This window comes from Collinsella sp. LCP19S3_B11 (assembly GCF_052121915.1).
In the GTDB taxonomy this organism is placed as follows: Bacteria; Actinomycetota; Coriobacteriia; order Coriobacteriales; family Coriobacteriaceae; genus Collinsella.
Genome location: NZ_JBQKDI010000011.1, coordinates 25,187 through 46,424, shown reverse-complemented (window position 1 = coordinate 46,424; position 21,238 = coordinate 25,187). Strand labels below are relative to the sequence as shown.

At 60.2% G+C, this 21,238-nt stretch carries 17 protein-coding genes; 13 read left to right on the top strand and 4 right to left on the bottom strand.

The annotated features are described in order from the left end of the window. Positions 1–190: 190 nt before the first annotated feature. From ACTQV4_RS07025 to larD, 7 genes are all read left to right on the top strand, one after another. The gene (locus ACTQV4_RS07025; protein WP_427719031.1) at positions 191–1,174 is read left to right on the top strand and encodes a DMT family transporter; all 984 of its coding nucleotides are present in this window, start codon (positions 191–193) and stop codon (positions 1,172–1,174) included. A gap of 116 nt (positions 1,175–1,290) precedes the next feature. Beyond that, entirely contained in the window at positions 1,291–2,589 is a 1,299-nt protein-coding gene (locus ACTQV4_RS07020; RefSeq protein ID WP_441569549.1) for a M20 family metallopeptidase, read from the top strand. A 3-nt stretch (positions 2,590–2,592) separates the two neighbouring features. Beyond that, positions 2,593–3,897 carry an MFS transporter gene (locus ACTQV4_RS07015; protein ID WP_441569548.1) on the top strand — a complete coding sequence of 435 codons (1,305 nt, stop codon included), beginning with the start codon at positions 2,593–2,595 and terminating at the stop codon, positions 3,895–3,897. Between the two features lie 307 nt (positions 3,898–4,204). After that, positions 4,205–5,518 carry a histidine--tRNA ligase gene (hisS, locus tag ACTQV4_RS07010; RefSeq protein WP_427729192.1) on the top strand — a complete coding sequence of 438 codons (1,314 nt, stop codon included), beginning with the start codon at positions 4,205–4,207 and terminating at the stop codon, positions 5,516–5,518. 257 nt (positions 5,519–5,775) lie between these two features. Continuing rightward, positions 5,776–8,589, top strand: a complete 2,814-nt coding sequence (locus tag ACTQV4_RS07005; protein ID WP_441569547.1) for a phosphoenolpyruvate carboxylase — start codon at positions 5,776–5,778, stop codon at positions 8,587–8,589. Between the two features lie 989 nt (positions 8,590–9,578). Further along, positions 9,579–10,856 (top strand): nickel-dependent lactate racemase, encoded by a 1,278-nt coding sequence (larA, locus tag ACTQV4_RS07000; RefSeq protein WP_427748316.1) that lies wholly within the window; start codon positions 9,579–9,581, stop codon positions 10,854–10,856. A 49-nt stretch (positions 10,857–10,905) separates the two neighbouring features. Then, complete coding sequence (gene larD / locus ACTQV4_RS06995; protein WP_441541235.1) at positions 10,906–11,637, top strand: D/L-lactic acid transporter LarD; 732 nt, start codon at positions 10,906–10,908, stop codon at positions 11,635–11,637. Positions 11,638–11,940: 303 nt separating this feature from the next. Here the strand turns inward: larD and ACTQV4_RS06990 are convergent, their stop codons facing one another. The 4 genes from ACTQV4_RS06990 to serB form a co-directional block, all read right to left on the bottom strand. Further along, the gene (locus ACTQV4_RS06990; RefSeq protein ID WP_304211247.1) at positions 11,941–12,480 is read right to left on the bottom strand and encodes a TetR/AcrR family transcriptional regulator; all 540 of its coding nucleotides are present in this window, start codon (positions 12,478–12,480) and stop codon (positions 11,941–11,943) included. A gap of 2 nt (positions 12,481–12,482) precedes the next feature. Further along, positions 12,483–13,412 (bottom strand): LarC family nickel insertion protein, encoded by a 930-nt coding sequence (locus tag ACTQV4_RS06985; protein WP_441541237.1) that lies wholly within the window; start codon positions 13,410–13,412, stop codon positions 12,483–12,485. Positions 13,413–13,422: 10 nt separating this feature from the next. After that, positions 13,423–14,205 carry a nickel pincer cofactor biosynthesis protein LarB gene (gene larB / locus ACTQV4_RS06980; RefSeq protein ID WP_441056475.1) on the bottom strand — a complete coding sequence of 261 codons (783 nt, stop codon included), beginning with the start codon at positions 14,203–14,205 and terminating at the stop codon, positions 13,423–13,425. Positions 14,206–14,322: 117 nt separating this feature from the next. Beyond that, complete coding sequence (gene serB / locus ACTQV4_RS06975) at positions 14,323–14,958, bottom strand: phosphoserine phosphatase SerB (protein WP_427747576.1); 636 nt, start codon at positions 14,956–14,958, stop codon at positions 14,323–14,325. Positions 14,959–15,215: 257 nt separating this feature from the next. Here serB and aspS point away from each other — a divergent pair, with 257 nt between their 5' ends. From aspS to ACTQV4_RS06945, 6 genes are all read left to right on the top strand, one after another. After that, on the top strand, positions 15,216–17,003 hold the full coding sequence (aspS, locus tag ACTQV4_RS06970) for an aspartate--tRNA ligase (RefSeq protein ID WP_441569546.1): 1,788 nt from the start codon (positions 15,216–15,218) through the stop codon (positions 17,001–17,003). A 357-nt stretch (positions 17,004–17,360) separates the two neighbouring features. Further along, positions 17,361–17,609, top strand: coding sequence for an HPr family phosphocarrier protein (locus tag ACTQV4_RS06965; protein WP_441569545.1), 249 nt, complete (start codon positions 17,361–17,363; stop codon positions 17,607–17,609). A gap of 233 nt (positions 17,610–17,842) precedes the next feature. Continuing rightward, a complete protein-coding gene (locus tag ACTQV4_RS06960; protein ID WP_427747574.1) occupies positions 17,843–18,085 on the top strand; it encodes a FeoA family protein in 243 nt (80 codons plus the stop codon). A gap of 39 nt (positions 18,086–18,124) precedes the next feature. After that, entirely contained in the window at positions 18,125–18,346 is a 222-nt protein-coding gene (locus ACTQV4_RS06955; RefSeq protein WP_427728624.1) for a FeoA family protein, read from the top strand. 123 nt (positions 18,347–18,469) lie between these two features. Next, a complete protein-coding gene (gene feoB, locus ACTQV4_RS06950; protein ID WP_441569544.1) occupies positions 18,470–20,797 on the top strand; it encodes a ferrous iron transporter B in 2,328 nt (775 codons plus the stop codon). 204 nt (positions 20,798–21,001) lie between these two features. Continuing rightward, the gene (locus tag ACTQV4_RS06945) at positions 21,002–21,202 is read left to right on the top strand and encodes a hypothetical protein (protein ID WP_117634210.1); all 201 of its coding nucleotides are present in this window, start codon (positions 21,002–21,004) and stop codon (positions 21,200–21,202) included. The last annotated feature ends 36 nt before the right edge of the window (positions 21,203–21,238 follow it).

Below are 21,238 nucleotides of genomic sequence, written 5' to 3'. Positions count from 1 at the left end.
TGATGTTGCCGGAGCATCGAGGCTTTTGTGTTCGATACTTTAGTGGGCTGAATTGCGTGGGCTGCTTGATTGTTGCTACAGTTGCGGGGCGTGCCGGGGGTCCGGCGCGTCCCGTTTTTATTTGACCATGAGGCGGCATGCGGTCGCGCGCGTGCGGACACCACGCCCAGACCGAGCGCGAGGATGCCCTATGGCCCATCATGCCGCTATTGAAATCGAAAATATGCCCGATAGCCCTGTAGCCCGCGAAGACCTGGGTGCCGGCGGTGCCTCTCGCGGTGCCGGTGCGCGCTCGCCGCTGTTCTGGAAGGTCTTGCTGCTTTCGATAGCGGTCATCTGGGGCTATTCCTTTACCACCATGAAGGACGCGCTCGATACCATTCCGGTGTTCGAGCTGCTCTACATTCGCTTTCTTCCGGCGTCGCTGGTCATGCTTGCCGTCTTCCACAAGCGCATTGTTGCCCATTTCAACGCTCGAAATCTGATTGTTGGACTTGGCATGGGCGCGCTCATGTGGGGTGCCTACGGTTTGCAGACGATTGGCCTGGCGCAGACCACGGCAGGCAAAAGCGCGTTTTTGACGGGCACGTACTGCATCTTGGTTCCGTTTGCGAGCTATGTCCTAAGCGGCGAAAAACTTACCCGTTACAACTTGGGCGCCGCGTTGCTGTGTCTGGCGGGCATTGGCTTGGTGGCGCTTGATAGCGTCGAGTTCAATGTCGGCGATGTTATTACGCTGGGCGGCGCGGTCTTCTTTGCCATCCAGATGGCGGTGGCCGCTAAGTACGGTCGCAAGATGGACATCAACGTCATCACGTTTTGGATGTTTGCGGGCAACGGTGTGCTGTGCCTGATCTCTTCGCTGCCGTTCGAGACCCAGGCGCCTTTATCCGTGTGGACGCCGAGCTTTATTGGCGTGATGGCATTTCTCTCGGTGGGCTGCACATGCGTGGGTTTGCTCATCCAAAACGTGGGTTTGGCGCATGTCCCGGCCTCGACGGGCTCACTACTGCTTTCGATGGAGTCGCCATCGGGCGTGCTATTCTCGGTGCTGCTGATGGGGGAGGTGCTCACCTCGCGTTTGCTTGCCGGCTTTGCGCTCATCTTCCTGTCGATTATCTTGAGCGAGACGCACTTTGACTTTTTGCGTAAAAAGCCGCGAGCGCGTTTGTAAACAATCTGTTGCGCCGTCCCTCTGGGGCGGCGTTTTTTATGCGTCGCCTTTAAAGTTATGCCCTGCACTTTAGAGTATGAAAGTGCTTGCTGCTAAAACTTTACTGGAGGGCATCTATGGCACCAGCTCTGTCCGATTTCCAACCACAACCAGCGCTTCAGACCTCAGCGGCGGCGCAAGCCGCCATTGGCGACGGTCTGGTCAAAGAGGCTCAGGCTTTTGCCGATGAGCTTGCCGCATGGCGTCACGATCTGCATCGGATGCCCGAACTCGGTAACGACCTCCCACAGACCTCTGCGTATATCCAAGCGCGCCTGAACGAGATGGACATCCCATTTTCCACGCTCGTCGATGGTTCCTGCGTTGTGGGCCTTGTCGGTGCCGGTGCCGCCGCGGCCCAGGGCAATGGCGTCTGCACGGACGAACAGGCCGGTACGGTCGTTATGCTGCGCGGCGACATGGATGCCCTGCCCGTTGTCGAGGAATCCGGCGAGCCCTTTGCATCTACCAATGGCTGCATGCATGCTTGCGGTCATGATATGCACGCGACGGCGCTGCTTGGTGCGGCGCGCCTGCTCAAGGCTCGCGAGGCCGCGCTTGTCGACGCCAATGCCACCGTCAAGCTGTTGTTCCAGCCGGGCGAGGAGACCTTTGAGGGGGCACGTGCTGCCATCGCCGACGGCTTGCTCGAGAACCCGCGTCCTCAGGCGGCTTTTGCCATGCATGTCAACGGCCAGTCGCCGCTTGGCCTGGTGCTCTACGGCAGCCCGGCGCTTTCGGGCGTGTACGGTTTCCGCATCACGCTGCAGGGCAAGGGCGGTCACGGTTCGAGCCCCGAGATCTGCATCGACCCCATCACGGCAGGCGTGCATGTGCACCTGGCGCTCCAGGAGCTTATCGCTCGCGAGGTGCCGGCGGCCAAGGAGGTCGCGCTCACCGTGGGTAAGTTTGCCGGTGGCCAAGCGGCCAATGTGATTCCCGACACCTGCGTGCTCGAGGGAACATTGCGCGGCTTTGACGTTGAGCTCATGGAGCACCTCAAGACCCGCATCGCGGAGGTCGTCAAAGGCGTTGCCACGACTTATCGTACGCCGGCGACTATCGAGACGCTCTCGGATGTTCCCCCGCTCGTGCTCGATGACGATATGACCCAGGCTTCGCTTGGCTATGTGGGTGCGACGTTGCCCAAGGCCGCCTTCCTGCCTCTGTTCCATGCCATGGCGAGCGAGGACTTTGCGCTTATCTCGAGTGAGATACCGAGCGCGTACTTTACGCTCGGTGCGGCTGTGACCGATACGGACGAGCACTTTGCCCAGCACCATCCCAAGGCACGCTTTAGCGATGCCGAGTTGCCGCTCGGCGCCGCGGCTTATGCGGCGGTCGCCCTGGGCTATATCGCCGACCACAAGGAGTAATCCATGTCCCAGCAGCATAAATTCTTCCCCGGTTGGCTCGTCGTGGCCTCCGGCTTTGTCATCATGGCCACGTGTTACACGATTTTCGTTAACTGCATGAGCCTGTTTCAGCCGCTTATCGTGAGCGACTTGGGCATTTCCCTTGCTCAGTACAACATCTCCAACGCCATCTCAACCGTGGTGAGCGTTGTCGGCTCGCTTGTCATTGGCCATGTTGCCGACAAAGTGAGCGGTCGCATCTTGGGTTCCCTTACCGTTATCGCCACCTCTGCCGTTCTTGCCGGGATGAGCTTTGTCGGTGAGCTGTGGCAGGTCTACGTGCTCTTTGCCGTCTCGGGCTGCTTTGCCGTCGCCTCGACCCGCCTGCTCATTAGCCTTGTGACCGCCAACTGGTTTACGGCCAAGCGAGGTCTTGCGATCTCCATAGCACTTTCGGGCTCGGGCTTTGGAGGCGCTGTTCTGTCTCCCACCGTGAGCTCGCTTATCGTGAGCGTTGGCTGGCGTTCCGCCTTCCTGGTGCTCGCGGCTATCTGCATGGTGGCGGCGCTGCCCATCACGGCCTATTCCTTCCGCACCAAGCCTTCTGAGATAGGCCTTAAGCCGCTCGGCGAGAACCCGGGCGATCCGTCCGTCTCGACAGCTGGCGACAAGGACGAGCACACGGCTCCCGAGGTTAACGTCGGTTGGTCTCGCATCAAGAAGAGCCCGGCGTTTTGGCTGCTTGTCGTCGCCTTTCTCCTTATGGGCCTCGTTAACGGTGCCATCTTGCCCAACCAGGTCACCAACATGACGAGCGTTACCGTCAACGGCGCCAAGATTGTCACGGGCGGTCACGACCCCGTGTGGGCGGGCACTGTGCTTTCGGCCTATATGGTCACCGTCGTTATCGCCAAGATTTCGCTCGGCGTCATTTACGATCGCTTTGGCCTACGTTTTGGCAACGTGTTGGGATCCGTTGCGTGCATTATCGCCTGCGTCGCCCTGTGCTTCCCCGCGACCGATCTTGGTCCCATCGTGGCTGCCGTGAGCTTTGGTGTCGGAACGTGCATGGGCACCATCACGCCCACTATCGCCGCGTCCAAGCAGTTTGGCATGGCCGATCTGGGCAAGGTCACGGGCACCATTACCTCGCTCGAGATGGTCGGCGGCACCGTGGGTGCCATTGTCTCGGGCGTGCTGTTCGATGCCACGGGCTCCTTTGCGAGCACCTGGATCGTGTGCCTGGTGTGTTCTGTGGTCATGCTCGTATTCCTGCTGGCATCCGAGCCCATCGCCGCTAAGCTGCGTGCGAGCGTGGCGGGGGAGTAGACGTCCGTCGCTCTTTTCTGTTCGCCCTGCGTTCTGTCCGTGGCCGCCTTGGAAGCCGAATGGATGCTCGTACCATCATTCGGTTTCCAAGGCGGCCACGGGCATACAAAATGATCCGTTTTCCTCTGTCCCCAACAGATCGTGTGATTCGAAGGGGGCGGAGGAAAGCGGATCGGCTGCAGCGGCGGCACGTCTGGCCGAACGAGCTCCCATACCCTCGTTCGGTCAGACGCGTCGCCGCGTTTTGTTTTTGTGCCGTATAATGACCACTACCTATGACGCGATACTAAAAGAAAGGTGTTTGCCCATGCAGGCACAGAAGGCGGAGGGAACCCGCGACCTTATCGGCGCCGAGATGCGCGCCTGGCAAAAGATGCAGCGGATCGCTGCCGGCGTGTTCGAGCCGTTTGGCTTTAAGCCCATCGAGACGCCCGCGATCGAGCAGGTGGACGTGTTTGTCCACGGCATCGGCCAGTCGACCGATGTCGTGCGCAAGGAGATGTTCCGCGTGTTTAGCGGCGCCAACCTGGAGCGTGTCTTTACCGAGGGCACCGATGCCAAGCTCAAGCCCAAACAGCGCTTGGCGCTTCGTCCCGAGGGCACTGCCGGCGTGGTGCGCGCCGTCGTGGAGAACAACCTGGTGCCCCAGGGCTCCACGCCGTTTAAGGCCTACTATGCCGAGGCCATGTTCCGCGGCGAGCGCCCCCAGAAGGGCCGCCTGCGTCAGTTCCATCAGGTGGGCATCGAGTGGCTCGGTGCTCCCGATCCGGCTGCGGACGCCGAGTGCATCATTATGCTCATGGAGTTCTACAAGCGTCTGGGCTTCGATCTTTCCAAGCTCCGTCTGCTCATTAACTCGATGGGTGATGCCCAGTGCCGTCCGGCCTATCGCGAGCAGGTCAAGCAGTTCATTCTCGATCACGCCGACGAGATGTGCGATGAGTGCCGCGAGCGCGCCGAGCTCAACCCGCTGCGCGCCTTCGACTGCAAGAACGACCATTGCCGCGAGATCATGGCCGAGGCCCCGCTGATGGGTGACAACCTGTGCGACGAGTGCCGCGAGCACTACGAGCAGGTCAAGCGCTATCTGGATGCCGCCGGCATCGAGTATGTCGAGGATCCCACCCTGGTGCGCGGCCTGGACTACTACACCCGTACCGTCTTTGAGGTCGAGGCCCCCGGCGCCGGCGTCGGCTCCATCGGTGGCGGCGGCCGCTACGACGGCCTGGTCGAGCTCGAGGGCGGCAAGCCCACGGCCGGTGTCGGCTTCGCCGTCGGTTTTGAGCGCGCCCTGCTGGCCCTGCAGGCCTTTGGCAGCGACCTGGGTGCCGATGAGGCTCCGTGTGTCTACGTTGCCAACGCCGGCAAGGAACTGCGTCAGAACGTTTTTGCCATTACGCAGAAGCTTCGCGCCGCAGGCATCGTGACCGAGGCAGACTATCAGGGTCGTTCGCTCAAGGCTCAGTTTAAGCAGGCCGACAAGGTGGGCGCCAAGCTCATTTTGGTCTTGGGCGGCGACGAGCTTGCCGCCGGCAAGGTCAAGGTGCGCGACATGCAAAGCCATGACGAGGTGCTGGTCGATCTGGCCAACGTTGTCGAGGCGGTTCGCGAGCGCCTGTAGGGCATCATTTTGAGCTGCGGGTCTGCTAACGCGTCCCGCTCGCGGCGAACGATTGTTACGGGGGTGTTTCGCTTTTATGCGGAATGTCCCCGTTTGCATATGCCGCCCACCGAGAAATACGACCATTTGGGGCAAAAAGCCTTGCAATGCAGAAAATACTTTTGTGTGGTAAAGCGCAATCAGTGTCGAAAGTATTTCTCAAGTGCCTATAATGAATACCGCATGTTACGTGCACAGAAGGAGGAATGGGAGGAAACGTGGCTGAGAACCTAAGCAACCAGTCTGTACCCGAAGCCGCGGCGCGCGTCGCTGCCGTGGTCAACCGCCTCGTTAACCGAATCGGCTCGAATGCCGAGTCCAGGGAGCGTCTCGCCGAGATTGAGATTCCCGAGGAGCTGCGCGACAACCTTGCGCTGTTCCTGCGCCTGGAGCGCCGTGTGCTTAGCGAGTATGATCCCGAGATCGCGGACCTGTTCGACAAGATTCTGTCGGCCGAGATCGTGGCCAATGCCGGCAACCCCGGTAGCCGTGCCGCCGACGAGGCCGTCGACGAGCAGGGCGTGCCCACCGCCGACGAGCCCACTGCTGTGGCGTTTCGCGAGGTCGTCGATTTGATCGACAGCCTACCGCTCGATAAGCAGCAGGTTATCGTCCGCGCCTTTACGAGCTTCTTCCATCTGGCAAACCTGTCGGAGGAGAACTACCGTGTGAAGCAGCTGCGCGAGCGTGAGGCCGGCGCATCGACCGATACCGAGGTCGATCCCGCCAACGAACTCACCGTCGCCTATCACCAGCTGGTGGATGAGATGGGTGTCGAGGGCGCCAACGAGCTGCTCGGCAAGCTTGAGTTCCATCCCGTCTTTACCGCGCATCCCACCGAGGCCCGTCGCAAGGCCGTCGAGGGCAAGATTCGCCGTATCTCTAACCTGCTGGAGGAGCGTCCGCGTCTGGGCGGCTCCGACCTGGTGGAGAACGAGCGCCATATGCTGCAGGAGATCGACGCCCTGGTGCGTACGAGCCCCATCGCGCTCAAGAAGCCCACGCCGGTCGAGGAAGCCGATACCATCATCGACATCTTCGATAACACGCTGTTCGATGTCATCCCCGTCATCTATCGTCGCTTTGACGACTGGGTGCTGGGTGACAAGGCCGGTACCGTGCCGCCGCTGTGCCCGGCGTTCTTCCATCCCGGCAGCTGGATCGGTTCCGACCGCGACGGTAACCCCAACGTCACCGCCAAGGTGAGCCGTGAGGTCGCCGCCAAGTACTTCACCCACATGGTGCTCAAGCTCGAGGACAAGTGCCGCCGCATCGGCCGCAACCTCACGCTCGAGGCCACCTACAGCAAGCCGTCTGCCGAGCTCATCAACCTGTGGAACCATCAGGTCGAGATGAGTGCCCGGTACACGGCCCGCGCCGAGCTTATCTCCGAGCACGAGCCGCATCGCGCCGTCATGCTCGTCATGGCCGACCGTCTGAACGCCACCGTACGCCGTATCACCGACACCATGTATCACAGCGCCGACGAGTTCCTAGATGACCTGCGCGTCGTCCAGCGTTCGCTGGCCGCCTGCGGTGCCGTCCGTGCCGCCTACGGCCCGGTGCAGACCATCATCTGGCAGGTCGAGTCCTTCGGCTTCCATATGGTCGAGATGGAGTTCCGTCAGCACTCCGTGGTGCATGCCCGCGCCCTCAAGGATATCCACGAAAACGGTATCCATGGCGACCTGCAGCCCATGACGCGCGAGGTCATCGACACCTTCCGCGCTATCGGCTCCATCCAAAAGCGCTACGGTAAGAAGATGGCACACCGCTACATCATCTCGTTTACCAAGAGTGCCCAGCATGTGGCCGACGTCTTTGAGCTGGCCCACCTGTCCTTCGCACACGAGGAGGACGTTCCCGAGCTCGACGTGATCCCGCTGTTCGAGCAGCTCGAGGACCTCGAGGGCTGTGTTGACGTGCTCGACCAGATGCTTACGCTGCCCGTGGTGCAGAAGCGCCTTGCCCAGACCAACCGCCGCATGGAGGTTATGCTGGGCTACTCCGACTCCTCCAAGGATGCCGGTCCTACCACGGCCATGCTTGCGCTGCACTCCGCGCAGGAGCGCATCGCCAAGTGGGCCGAGAAGAACGATATCGACCTGGTGCTCATGCACGGTCGCGGCGGCGCCGTGGGCCGTGGTGGCGGCCCGGCCAACAAGGCCGTACTGGCGCAGCCCAAGGGTTCGGTCAACTGCTTCTTTAAGCTCACCGAGCAGGGTGAGGTCATCTTTGCCCGTTACGGCAACCGCACGCTGGCTCAGCGCCATGTTGAGTCCGTTGCCGCCGCAACGCTTTTGCAGTCGGCCCCGAGCGTCGAGAAGACCAACACCGAGACCACGCAGAAGTTCTGGGATATGGCCGAGAAACTCAACGCCGCAAGCCACGAGCGCTATCTGGACCTGCTGAACACCGAGGACTTTACACCGTGGTTCTCGACTGTGACGCCGCTGACCGAGGTCGGTCTGCTGCCGATCGGCTCGCGTCCCGCCAAGCGCGGCTTGGGTGCCAAGTCGCTCGACGACCTGCGTACCATTCCGTGGATTTTCAGCTGGAGCCAGGCACGCATTAACCTGGCCGCTTGGTACGGCCTGGGCACCGCCTGCGAGCAGCTGGGCGATCTTGACCAGCTCAAGGCTGCCTACCAGGAGTGGCCGTTCTTCCGCACCTTTATCGATAACATCGAGATGTCGATTGCTAAGACCGATCAGCGCATTGCCAAGATGTATCTGCATCTGGGCGACCGCGATGATCTGTCCAAGAAGGTCTTTACCGAGATGCAGCTCACCCGTAAGTGGGTCCTTGCCATCGTCGGTGACGAGTGGCCGCTGCAGCGTCGTCGCGTGCTCGGCTGTGCCGTTCGCGTGCGTAACCCCTACGTCGACGCCCTGTCCATCGCCCAGGTCCGCGCCCTTCGCGAGGTGCGTATGAACCAGGATGAGATGGCCGAGGAGAAGAAGGCAGAGTACATGAGCCTGATTCTTTCGACTGTGACCGGCGTCTCGGCAGGTCTGCAGAACACGGGGTAATCGATAGCCCTGCAGTCGTCCGGGCCCTCCATCAGTTTACTTTTAGGCACGTCCTCGGACATGCAAGAAGCCCTCGCTGCGCACTTCGTGCGGCGAGGGCTTCTTGCGTCCTGCGGAGTGTGCCTAAAAGTAAACTGATGGCGGGCCCTGCGATGTCCGGTCTTCGGCGGATTACTGCTGGGGGAATAATGGCGCGCTTCGCGCGTTTGGAAAGGGCTTCGTGCTGCGGAATGCATTCAGAGGGAAACCCGTCGGCCCCCTTCGTCCTCGGTCTTCTGGAATTAAAGCTGAGGAGAAGAATGGCGCGCTTCGCGCATAGCGTGGAGTGCGGCGAGGACTTCTTGCGTCCTGCGGAGTGTGCCTAAAAGTAAACTGATGGCGGGCCTTGCGATGTCCAGCTTCGGCGGAAGGCCGCTGGGTGAGGGTGGTGCCTGGGGCGACGTGCAAAAAACGGAGTTTTCAGCAGCCAAAGATCGATGCATAAGGTCATAGCCGGCCCTCGCTGCCTTTGTTGATGATTTTGCAAGACAATTGGGCCTTGGCGATGCTCATATATGGCTGGTTTCTCGCCGCATGTTATCCAGATGGGACGAGTCATGAGGACGATCTACCTTTTGAAAGACTTTTGACACCAAAATCTTATCTTGCGATGCTGAATACTCGCAAAAATGCACGCTCCGGAGGGGGCTACCATGTTGCGGTTCGAAACCCAATGCGTCATTCTATGCAGTATATTGACCTTTTTATGCAAGATAGCTTACACGCGCATGCCACAGGATTGATGTTTGCCTCGGCGCTGCGTAAGCCACCCTGCCTATAGCTTCTTTGACAGGAGGCCGCGGTCCCTCTTGGGATCGCGGCCGTTTTGTTGTGGGTCAAATATGAACGTTGTGTTAACGACTCGGTGGACGGTGGTGTTTTTCGGTGAGCGGCGTATCCTTCCAACGGTTTATCTAGTGTGTCAGTTGAAAGGAAGAGGGCGCTCGTCATTGTTTGAATGTGAACTGCCGTTTGACCACAAGACATTGCATCTGGAGCTCGAGGATAAGAACTTCGCGGGTGTGATGGAAGGTCACCAAAACGAGTTTAAGACTGCAAAATCGCAGGAAGAGCTGGTAGAGGAGTCGCTTGCCAACCCTTATGGATCGCCTTCGCTCGAGGAGCTTTGCGCTGGCAAGAAGGATATTGTCATCATTAGCTCCGACCATACGCGCCCCGTTCCCTCGCGTGTGACGATGCCTATTCTGCTGCATCACATCCACTCCGCTGCGCCTGAGGCGCGCGTTCGCATTCTGGTTGCTACGGGTATGCATCGTCCATCGACACACGAGGAACTCGTCAACAAGTATGGCGAGGAGATCGTTGCCAACGAGGAAATTGTCATGCACGTTGCGACCGACGACAGCATGATGGAAAAGATTGGCACCCTGCCTTCTGGTGGCGAGTGCATCATCAACAAGATTGCCGCCGATTGCGATCTACTGCTTGCCGAGGGCTTCATTGAACCGCACTTCTTTGCCGGTTTTTCTGGCAGCCGCAAGTCCGTGCTGCCCGGCATCGCTAGCTACAAGACCATCATGTACAACCACAACGGCCAGTTTGTGAACGATTCCCATTCGCGCGCCGGCAACCTGTGCCACAACCACGTGAGCGAGGACATGTTTGCCGCTGCCGAGATGGCTCACCTTGCCTTTGTGCTCAACGTGGTGCTCAACGGCAAGCACGAGGTCATCGGCTCCTTTGCCGGCGACATTCACAAGGCGCACGAGGCCGGCTGCGAGTTTGTGAAGAGCCTTGCCGGCGTTGAGCCCGTCGAGTGCGAGATTGCCATCACCACCAACGGTGGCTATCCGCTCGATCAGAACGTCTATCAGGCCGTGAAGGGCATGTGCGCTGCCGAGGCCACACTTCCCGAGGGCGGCGTGATCATCGATGTCGCCGGTTGCGCCGATGGTCACGGTGGCGAGGGCTTCTATCACAACATCGCTGACAACGATCCGGCAGAGTTTGAGCGCGCCTGCATCGACCGTCCTAAGGACGAGACCCTGCCCGACCAGTGGACGAGCCAGATCTTTGCCCGCATCCTGGCGCATCACCCTGTGATCATGGTCACCGACCTGTGCGATCACCAGATGCTCAAGGATATGCATATGACGCCGGTCAACACCCTCGAGGAGGCGCTCAAGCTCGCCTTTGAAATGAAGGGTGCCGATGCCAAGGTAGCCGTCATTCCCGATGGCCTGGGCGTTGTCGTCGCTCAGCACTAGCGCGCGGCCTAAACGAATCGTTTGTTACCGACAAGAAAGATAAGGTTTTATGCTTACCAAACTTCTCAGCGAATTCGGTGCAACGGCCCTCATGATCATCTTTGGCGTGGGCGTACACTGCGATACCGTGCTTAAGGGCACCAAGTATCAGGGCTCCGGCCACATGTTTGCCATCACCACCTGGTCTTTTGGCATCTCGGTCTGCCTGTTTGTCTTTGGCGGCGCCGTGTGCATGAACCCGGCTATGGTGCTTGCCCAGTGCATCGTCGGTCTGGTGCCGTGGAGCAGCTGCATCCCCTTCATGATTGCCGATATGCTCGGCGGCTTTGTGGGCGCCGTGATCGCTTGGTTTATGTATACCGACGAGTTCAAGGCTTCCGAGGGCGTCGTCGACCCCATTGCCCAGCGCAACATCTTCTCGACCAACCCCACCACCGAGGGCACGAACTATGCCCGCAACTTCTTCTGTGAGGCTATCTGCACCTTTGTGTTCATCAGCGCCATCCTTGCTGCCGCTAGCCGCGCCGGCGAGAACGTTCTGATGCTCGCTATCTGCGTCGGCCTGATCGTTTGGGCCGTTGGCATGGGCATGGGTGGCATCACCGGCTTCGCCATGAACCAGGCACGCGACCTTGGTCCTCGCATGGCCTATCAGGTACTGCCGATCAAGAACAAGGCTGACAACAACTGGAAGTACGGCCTGCTCGTTCCTGGCATCGCTCCGTTTATCGGTGCCGCTCTGGCCGCGCTGTTTGTGCACGGTTTCTTGGGCATGTTCTAGTCCAAGGCCACATAGTTGTCCGCTGGCCGCATGGGGTAACTTCCCAGCGCGTCCTCGGACATGAAAGAACCCCCGCTGCGCACTTCGTGCGGCGGGGGTTCTTTCGTCCTGCGGAATGCGCTGGGAAGTTACCCCATGCGGCCAGCTGCGGGGTCTTTGTTGCGTTCGTACAAGCAACCCAACATATATATCTGAATTTGGATGGGAGGGGCTTGTTGCTGTTGGGGGCGTTGAAGTGCGAGTGACACGTTGGGATGCGCGGGCGCCTTGGGTTGGGGCGATGCTCTGGGATGAGCCTCTTACTTAGGTGAAGAGGGGTTTTATGGCTGAGAGGTAGTCTTTGGCTACGTCGGCCTTGTCGGCTTGGAAGTTGTGCCAGGCCCACCATTGGACGGTGGCTACGAAGCTTGAGGCTATGTGGTGGAGGAGGAAGTTGCGATCCATGGTGCTGGCGGGGCCTGCGGGGTCGACAGGGACGGTTTCGGCTGCGCGCGACATGATGGTCTTGCGGAGACAGTCGGCGAAGACGCGCGAGCCGGCGCCGGCTACGAGGGCGCGTACGCCCTGACGACGATCCCAGAGGTTGTTGAGGATATGCTCGACCTGTACGAGCGGGTCATTGAGGGGTGTACCGTCATCGTCGAGGGCATGGGTGCAGATATCGCACACGAACTCAGCGAGCAGGTCATCTTTGCTCTTGAAGAGGCCGTAGAACGTTGCCCGACCCACATGGGCGCGAGCGATGATGTCGCCAACGGCAATCTTGCCGTAGTCCTCTTCGCGCAGGAGCTCGGAGAACGCCGCAACGATGGCAGCGCGGCTTTTTGCCTTGCGGGCATCCATGGCTATGCGTCCGCGTGAACGAGCAGACAGCGGAGCGTGCCGGAGCAACCCTCGTAGGGGCGTTTGCCGGCGCCGTAGCCGACGGCTTCGATGTGGTAGCGTGAGGGCAGTTGGTCGGACGTGCGCAGCGCGGTGACGATGGCGGCGCCCGTTGGCGTCACGAGCTCGCCGGCGACCGGTGCAGGCGTGAGGGCGATATTGCCTGCCTGGCACAGGTTGACGACAGCGGGGACGGGAATGGGCATGAGGCCGTGGGCGCAGCGGATGGTGCCGTGACCCTCGGAGAGCGACTCGACCACAACATCCTCAATGCCCAGGTCGTCGAGGCAGATGGCGACCGAGCAGACGTCGACGATGGAGTCGATGGCGCCCACCTCGTGGAACATGACGGTGTCGGGCGTTTTGCCGTGAGCTTTGGCCTCGGCAGCAGCGAGCGCGGTAAAGATGGCGAGGGCACGACGCTTGGCGCCATCGCTTAGCTGTGAGCCGTCGATGATGGCGGTGACGTCCGCCAAAGAGCGGTGGTGATGGTGGTGGGCGTGGTGATGGTCCTCGTGGCCATGGTCGTGAGCCTCGTGGTCATGCTCGTGCGTATGCTCGTGGCAGTGTTCGTGTTCATGTCCGCCATGGTCATGATGGTGGTGCTCATGCTCGTGCGTGTGCTCGGCAGCTGTTTCGTTGCCAAAGAGCCAGGCCATATCGTGATCATGGTTCTCGAGCTCCTCTGCCAACTGAACGTCAAAGTCGCAGGCGTCGATGCCATGCTTGTTTGCACGCGTGACGGCGATCGTGAAGCCGTCGACCGGCAGCGTGGCGAGCTGTTCGCGCAGGTGCTCCTCGCTGGCGCCCAGATCGAGCAGGGCCGCGACGGTCATATCGCCGCTGATGCCCGAGGTGCCGTCGATGATAAGCGTATGCTGATGGTTGGACATGGAATGCTCCTTAACGGGCGCAGGGTGTTCCGGCGCTCAGATGATTGATAAGACTTGCCTGGTAGGCAGCACCAAAGCCATTGTCGATATTGACGACCGAAACGCCGCTGGCGCAGGAGTTGAGCATGGCGAGCAGCGCGGCTACGCCACCAAAGCTCGCGCCGTAGCCCACGCTGGTGGGAACGGCGATGACCGGACAGCTTACCAGACCGCCGATAACGCTCGCCAGCGCGCCCTCCATGCCGGCGATGGCGATGACCACCTGTGCCTGGGCAAGTTCCTCGGCATGCGCGAGCAGACGGTGCAGGCCGGCGACACCTACGTCGTAGAGGCGGTCGACCTCGTTGCCGTAGAACTCGGCCGTCAACGCGGCTTCTTCGGCGACGGGCAAGTCGCTCGTACCGGCGCAGGCGACAACGATGCGTCCGTTACCGGTAGGGGAGGGCTTACCGCCTACGAGGGCGAGCTGGGCGTTCGGGACATATCCCAGGTCGATCCCGTTGTCGAGAAGCTCCGAGGTGCGGGCTGCTTTTTCGGCATCCAGGCGCGTAACCAGGGTGCGCTCCTGACCGGCATCGCGCAGCGCTTTGATAATGGTGGCAATCTGCTCGGCGGTTTTACCGGCGCCGTAGACAACCTCGCCGGCTCCCTGGCGCACCCCGCGCGAAAGATCGAGCTGCGCAAAACCCAGATCGGCGGTTGGCGCCGTTTGGATGCGCGTAAGGGCGACTGCCGGGGTGACTGCTCCGTCGGCAACATCGCTCAGCAGCTGCTCTAGATCTCGCTTATCCATATATCTTCCCTTCGACGGCGCAAAGTCTAGCACTCAAAGGGTATGTTTCCGAACACTAAGACAAAATTGTTCGGAAACTAGATATAGGGGATTTGATTCTGTTGTTAGATGGATCGGCTAGTCACGCAGGATGATGTCCATGGCGAGCATCAGGTTGCGCTCGTCGATGGCAAACGGAGCGGCCTCGCGCGTCTTGGGCTTGGCGCAAAATGCGATGCCCGTGCCCGCGGCCTGAATCATGGGGATGTCGTTGGCGCCGTCGCCGATCGCCACGGTATGGGCCATATCGACACCGCACTCAACCGCCCAATCCAGTAGCTGGATGAGCTTGGATTCCTTGGTCACAATGTCTGCCGCCAGCTTGCCCGTGAGCTTGCCGTCTACGACCTCCAGCCGGTTGGCCAGGCAAAAATCGATGCCCGCAGCGGCCACGATCTTGTCGGCGACCTCGTGGAAGCCGCCGCTTACCACGCCGACCTTCCAGCCTTTGCTGTGCGCCGAGCGCACAAGCTCCAGTGCGCCGGGGGTAAACGTCACGCGCTCAAAGGTGCGCTCGAAAACGCTCTCGTCCAGGCCGGCAAGCAGCCCCACGCGCTCCTCGAGCGCCTGCTTAAAGTCGAGCTCGCCGCGCATGGCGCGTTCGGTGATCCGCGCAACTTGCCCGCCCACGCCTGCTTCCTCGCCCAACAGGTCGATGACCTCCTGGTTGATGAGCGTGGAATCGATATCCATAACGATGAGGCGTGCAGTCATGGTGGGCCTTTCCGAGTGCGGTTGTATTGTAGGCACATTGTCGCACGTGACAAGCGCGGGCGGGCAGTGCGGTGCGCCAATTGTTTCGTCTCCGTCAAGTCTTTGAGCGGGAGCCACTTTTTCGCGGTACATCGGCGCGGGTGCGATAAGATAGAACGCCATGTCCGGCTGCGCGGTTTACGCAGGCTGGGCAAATCTGTACGACGCCGCCCGGAACGACACGGGGCGGCACAGATCCATAAAGGAGGATCACTGGTATGAGCCAGACCCGTCCCATCGACGAGCATTCCATGCACACCCATACCTGCGGCGAGCTTCGCCGCGAGAACGTGGGCGAAGAGGTCACCCTCACCGGTTGGGTGAGCCGTCGCCGTGACCACGGCGGCCTTATCTTCTGCGACCTTCGCGACCGCGAGGGCATCACGCAGCTTACCTTCGACCCCGAGCACTCCGACGGCGATGCCTTTAAGATCGCCGAGACCATGCGTCCCGAGTGGCCCATCAAGATTCACGGCGTCGTGCGCGCCCGTGGCGAGGAAACCACCAACGCCAAGCTCGCGACCGGCGAGATCGAGGTCCTGACCGACCACGCCGAGGTGCTCAACACCTCCGTCACCCCGCCGTTCCAGATCGAGGACGGCATCGAGACCAGCGAGGACACCCGTCTGCGCTATCGCTATCTGGACCTCCGTCGTCCCGAGATGATGGCCAACCTCAAGCTGCGCTCCGACTTCACCTTTGCCATTCGCGAGGCGCTTCACAACCGTGAGTTCATGGAGGTCGAGACGCCCTCCCTGTTCAAGTCTACGCCCGAGGGCGCCCGCGACTTCATCGTTCCCAGCCGTATTCAGCCGGGTAACTTCTACGCCCTGCCGCAGTCCCCGCAGCTCCTAAAGCAGTTGCTCATGGTCGGTGGCGTCGAGCGCTACTACCAGGTTGCCAAGTGCTTCCGCGACGAGGACTTGCGTGCCGACCGTCAGCCCGAGTTCACCCAGGTCGATATCGAGATGTCCTTCGTGGACCAGAACGACGTCATGAGCGCACTCGAAGAGGTCCTGGCCGACGCCTTCGGTCGCATGGGTGTCGAGATGCCCATGCCGCTGCGTCGCATGGACTACTGGGAGGCCATGGACACCTATGGCTCCGACAAGCCCGATACCCGCTATGGCATGCATCTGGTCGATCTGACCGACATCTTTGCCAACTCCAAGTTCAAGGTCTTTGCAACTGCCGCAAACGAGGAGGGCTCTGTCGTCAAGGCCATCAACGCCAAGGGCGCCGGTGCCTGGGCACGTGCCAAGATCGATAAGCTCGCCGGCGTGGCCTCCACGTTTGGCGCCAAGGGTCTGGCCTGGATCGCTTTCCGCGAGGACGGCTCCATCAACAGCCCCATCGTCAAGTTCTTCTCGGACGAGGAGATGGCGGCTCTGCGCGGGCGCATGAACGTCGAGCCTGGCGACCTCGTGATGTTCGCCGCCGGCCCGCGCCTGCTCTCTGACGAGATCCTGGGCGGCATGCGCTCTCACATGGCCAACGCACTCGAGATCAAACGCGAGGGGCACGACTTCCTGTGGGTCGTCAACTTCCCGCTGTTCCACTGGGATGAGGACCGCAAGGCCTATGCAGCCGAGCACCAGCCGTTCACTCTGCCGACCGAGACCGACATCGCCAAGATCGAGGCCGACCCGTTGGCTGCCGGTTCCTGCACCTACGACTTTGTCATGGACGGTTTTGAGGCCGGCGGCGGTGGCATGCGCATCCATAACGCCGAGATGCAGATGTCCATGCTCAAGCTCCTGGGCTTTACCGAGGAGCGCGCCGAGTCGCAGTTTGGCTTCCTCATGGAGGCGCTCAAGTTTGGTGCGCCCCCGATGGGCGGTTTTGCCCTGGGCCTGGACCGCGTGTGCATGCTGCTTACTGGCTCCGATTCCATCCGCGACGTCATGGCGTTCCCCAAGACGGCCAGCGGCTCCGACCTTATGTCGGGCGCCCCGAGTGCCGTTTCCGGCGCCCAGCTCAAGGACGTCAGCCTGCGCTTGATGTAGGCGAGCGGCTACATATTGTCTCTAACGAGGGAAGGACTCGTGCCTTCCCTCGTTTTTTATGCGCGGGCGTTGCGAGGGCATAGGGTGACCGGACGTCGCGGAAAGTGCGTCCCGGAATCTGCGTCCAGAATGGGCCGCGCTTTCCCAAAGGGGGCCCTCTGGGAAAGCGCGGCCCAGAATTCGGCAAAATAATGGGGCACAGTTTCCGGTTGAGCCTTCTGGCGGAAACTGTGTCCCATCGTTGACACTCGAAGTGGGATGTGGTTTCCGTCCCGCTCTCGACAAGCATCTAACGCTACAATAACTACCACGTGGCTGGGTTTGGCCGGCCAAATGTGCGATGCTGCGGGAGGGGACATGGTCGAGTTTACAAAGACGATTAAAGATCCGTTGGGACTACATGCCCGCCCGGTTGCGCTTCTCTATGGCATTATCGCCAAGCATCGTAGTGACGTGTCGGTCAGCATCGGCGATCGCCACACGGATGGCCGCGATATCATGGGACTCATGGCCCTCTATGGTGAGTGCGGTGAGAGCGTCGTCTTTCGTGTTTCGGGCGTGGATGAGGCCTCCTGCGTCACATCGATCAGAAATCTCTCACTCTAAGCGGAACAATGTAAAAAGGGGAGAGTCCCCTCTGTTGCATACATTGGTATGACAAGGCACCGCAAAGAGACCGTCTTTGCGGAGCCTTTGTTTAATATGGGAAACTTTTTCGAAAACTGAATAGAGATCCTTTCCAAAAAGTTAACCACGTGTTAGTTTACTAGTTCGAACATAGACGCGGTTAACTTTTATCGCGTCGATGTTGAGGACGAACCGATGTTAGGAGCTCACTCATGTCTTGCGGACCGCAGATGCCGGCCATGCCGCTTTCTATGGTAAAAGCGGGCGAAACCGTGCACGTGTCTCGTGTAAAGGGCAATGAGGACATAAAGCACCGTCTCAAGGACCTCGGCTTTGTCGAGGGCAGCGAGATCCACGTGGTGAGCTCGAGTGGCGCCAATATCATCGTCACAGTGCTGGGCTCACGCTTTGGCATCGATTCCAAGGTTGCCATGCACATCATGACCGTCGGTTAATCTGCAGCATTTCATAAAAACCGAAAGGGGGATAAGAGGATGAAGACGTTGGGTGACGTTAAGGTGGGCGAGAGCTCTACCATCGTCAAGCTTCACGGTGAGGGCGCACTTCGCCGCCACCTTATGGACCTGGGGCTCATCAAGGGTACTTCGTTCAAGGTCGTGAAGGTTGCACCGCTCGGTGATCCGGTCGAGCTCAACGTGCGCGGCTACGAGCTTTCCATCCGCAAGGAGGAGGCGGCCGTCGTCGAGGTCCAGTAAGGGCCCACGGCGTATATTTCTGCAGATTAAGTTAGATTTTTCTAACTTAATGCAGCAATTTTGAAGCACATCATCCAGCCCGCGCGGAGAAAGCAGCGCGGGCGCACAAGGAAGAAGGATTGAATGGCGGATTCTCAGATCCATGTCGCGCTGGCGGGTAACCCCAACTGCGGCAAGACCACGCTTTTCAACCTGATCACCGGCGCCAACGGCTACGTTGGCAACTGGCCCGGCGTCACGGTTGAGAAAAAGGAGGCCAAGCTCCTAAGCGACAAGAACGTTACCATCACGGACCTCCCCGGCATCTACTCGCTTTCCCCCTACAGCCCCGAGGAGCAATGCTCGCGCGATTACCTCATGAGCGGCGAGCCCGATGTGATCGTCCAGGTGGTCGACGCCACCAACCTCGAGCGCAACCTGTACCTGGCGCTTCAGGTTATCGAGACCGGCCTGCCCGTGGTCGTCGCCCTCAACATGGCCGACTTGGTCGAGAAGAACGGCGACAAGATCGACACGGACAAGCTCTCCAAGAAGCTCGGCTGCCCGGTCATGATGATCTCGGCCCTTAAGAACAAGGGTATTAAGGAGCTGTTCGAGCAGGTTAAGAAGTCCGCTGCTTCCAAGGGCCAGGTGCCGGAGCACAAGTTCGATTCCTCCATCGAGGACGTTCTGGACCACATCGAGAACAACCTTCCGGCGAGCGTTCCCGCTAACAAGCGTCGCTATTATGCCGTCAAGCTGTTTGAGCGTGATGCGGACGCCTGCAAGCTCATCAACCTCACCAAGGAGAAGGCCGCTCGCGTGGAAGAGCTGGTCGCCCAGTGCGAGCAGGACTGCGATGACGACGCCGAGTCCATCATTACCGGTGAGCGCTATGGCGTCATCGCGCACATCATCGACGAGTGCCTCACCAAGGCTCCGGCCAAGATGAGCACCTCCGAGAAGATCGACCGTGTGGTTACCAACCGTATCCTGGGCCTGCCGATCTTTGTGGTCATCATGTTCTGCGTGTACTACATCGCCGTTTCCACCTTAGGCGGCACGGTGACCGACTTCACCAACGACCAGCTCTTCGGTACCGACGGTTGGTATGTGCTCGGTCAGGGCCGCGACGCCTACGATGCAGCCGTCGAGGCTGCGGGCAACGATGCCGACTCGGTTGACCCAGCGCAGTACGGCCCCTATGTCCCGGGTATCACCACCGTGGTGCACGATGCCCTTGTGGCGGGTGGCACCGAAGACGGTGGCCTGGTCGATTCGCTGGTCTGCGACGGCATCGTCGGCGGTTTGGGCGCTATCTTCGGCTTTGTGCCGCAGATGTTCCTGCTCTTTGTGATGCTGTCCTTCCTGGAGGACTGCGGCTATATGGCCCGCGTCGCCTTCATCATGGACCGCGTGTTCCGCCGCTTTGGCCTGTCCGGTAAGTCCTTTATCCCCATGCTCGTGTCCTCGGGCTGCGGCGTCCCCGGCGTCATGGCCACCAAGACCATCGAGAACGAGAAGGACCGCCGCATGACGGTCATGACCACCACGTTTATTCCCTGTGGCGCCAAGCTGCCGATCATCGCCCTGCTCATGGGTTCCATCATCGGTGATTCTTCCACCACCGCGGCGTGGATCAGCCCGCTCTTCTACTTCCTGGGCGTCTTCGCCGTCATCGCCTCGGGCCTTATGCTCAAGAAGACCAAGCTCTTCGCCGGCCGCCCGACGCCGTTCGTTATGGAGCTTCCCGCCTACCACTTCCCGGCGATCCGCTCTTGGGCGCTGCACGTGTGGGAGCGCTGCTGGGCCTTTATCAAGAAGGCCGGCACGGTCATCTTCGCGTCCACCGTCGTCGTTTGGTTCCTCTCCAACTTTGGAAGCTACAACGGTTCCTTTGGCTTCCTGCCTGCGATGGACGGCATCCCCGAGGAGTTTATGGACTACTCCGTGCTTGCCATGCTCGGCAACCTGGTCGCTTGGATCTTCGCCCCGCTCGGCTTTAGCACCTGGCAGGCAACTGCGCTGACCGTCTCGGGCCTTGTGGCTAAGGAGAACGTCGTCGCCACCGCCGGCTCGCTGCTGTCCGTGGCTGACGCCGCCGAGACCGACCCGAGCCTGTGGACTGCGTTTGCCGGTATGTTCCCCACCATGGGCGCTTGCGTTGCCTTTGGCGCGTTCAACCTGCTGTGCGCTCCGTGTTTTGCCGCCATGGGTACTATCCGCAACCAGATGGAGTCCGGCAAGTGGACCGCGATTGCCATCGGTTACGAGTGCGCCTTCGCTTGGGTGATCGGCCTGTTCATCAACCAGTTCTACAACCTGTTTGTGTTGGGACAGTTTGGTATCTGGACGATTGTGGCCATCGTTCTGCTGGTTGCGATGCTCTTCCAGATCTTTCGCCCTATCCCCGCGCATGCATGGACCGACGAGGACGAGACCAACACTGCTTCCGCCGCAGTTTCCGCTTAAGTCCGAATAAGGATTGGCCCCTTTCCACGAGCCCGGGTGTCCCAGCGACACTCGGGCTTTTTGGCGTAATGGGGGACAGATTGCTTTGATCCAGAAGTAAGATGTGGCGTTTCCGCAGATAAAACCGACCAAAATAAACCTGTCCCTTTTTGGCAGGTGGAAAATGGGGTAAAGTAAGTGATGGTTAACTAGAGGAGGCTTGCTATGGCACCTATCGATATTGTTGTTCTGGCTGTTATCGGTATTGCGTTTGTCGCGGTATGCGTGCGCATCTACCGCAAGGGCACCTGCGCCGACTGTGCTCAGGGTGGCGTTTGCACGGGGCATTGCTCCAACAAAAAGACGTGTGCCGCACTTAAGGGCGTGGACAAAATCGCCGAAGACTTGGGCCGCGGTATTCATTAGTCGAACGGCGCTTGGGCATGTATGACTGCAGATGCG

Bases quoted from the DNA above. Each gene is read 5' to 3' on its own strand.
- ACTQV4_RS07025 (WP_427719031.1), top strand. From the start codon at position 191: ATGGCCCATCATGCCGCTATTGAAATCGAAAATATGCCCGATAGCCCT.
- ACTQV4_RS07020 (WP_441569549.1), top strand. From the start codon at position 1,291: ATGGCACCAGCTCTGTCCGATTTCCAACCACAACCAGCGCTTCAGACC.
- ACTQV4_RS07015 (WP_441569548.1), top strand. From the start codon at position 2,593: ATGTCCCAGCAGCATAAATTCTTCCCCGGTTGGCTCGTCGTGGCCTCC.
- hisS (WP_427729192.1), top strand. From the start codon at position 4,205: ATGCAGGCACAGAAGGCGGAGGGAACCCGCGACCTTATCGGCGCCGAG.
- larD (WP_441541235.1), top strand. From the start codon at position 10,906: ATGCTTACCAAACTTCTCAGCGAATTCGGTGCAACGGCCCTCATGATC.
- ACTQV4_RS06990 (WP_304211247.1), bottom strand. From the start codon at position 12,480: ATGGATGCCCGCAAGGCAAAAAGCCGCGCTGCCATCGTTGCGGCGTTC.
- ACTQV4_RS06985 (WP_441541237.1), bottom strand. From the start codon at position 13,412: ATGTCCAACCATCAGCATACGCTTATCATCGACGGCACCTCGGGCATC.
- larB (WP_441056475.1), bottom strand. From the start codon at position 14,205: ATGGATAAGCGAGATCTAGAGCAGCTGCTGAGCGATGTTGCCGACGGA.
- serB (WP_427747576.1), bottom strand. From the start codon at position 14,958: ATGACTGCACGCCTCATCGTTATGGATATCGATTCCACGCTCATCAAC.
- aspS (WP_441569546.1), top strand. From the start codon at position 15,216: ATGAGCCAGACCCGTCCCATCGACGAGCATTCCATGCACACCCATACC.
- ACTQV4_RS06965 (WP_441569545.1), top strand. From the start codon at position 17,361: ATGGTCGAGTTTACAAAGACGATTAAAGATCCGTTGGGACTACATGCC.
- ACTQV4_RS06960 (WP_427747574.1), top strand. From the start codon at position 17,843: ATGTCTTGCGGACCGCAGATGCCGGCCATGCCGCTTTCTATGGTAAAA.
- ACTQV4_RS06955 (WP_427728624.1), top strand. From the start codon at position 18,125: ATGAAGACGTTGGGTGACGTTAAGGTGGGCGAGAGCTCTACCATCGTC.
- feoB (WP_441569544.1), top strand. From the start codon at position 18,470: ATGGCGGATTCTCAGATCCATGTCGCGCTGGCGGGTAACCCCAACTGC.
- ACTQV4_RS06945 (WP_117634210.1), top strand. From the start codon at position 21,002: ATGGCACCTATCGATATTGTTGTTCTGGCTGTTATCGGTATTGCGTTT.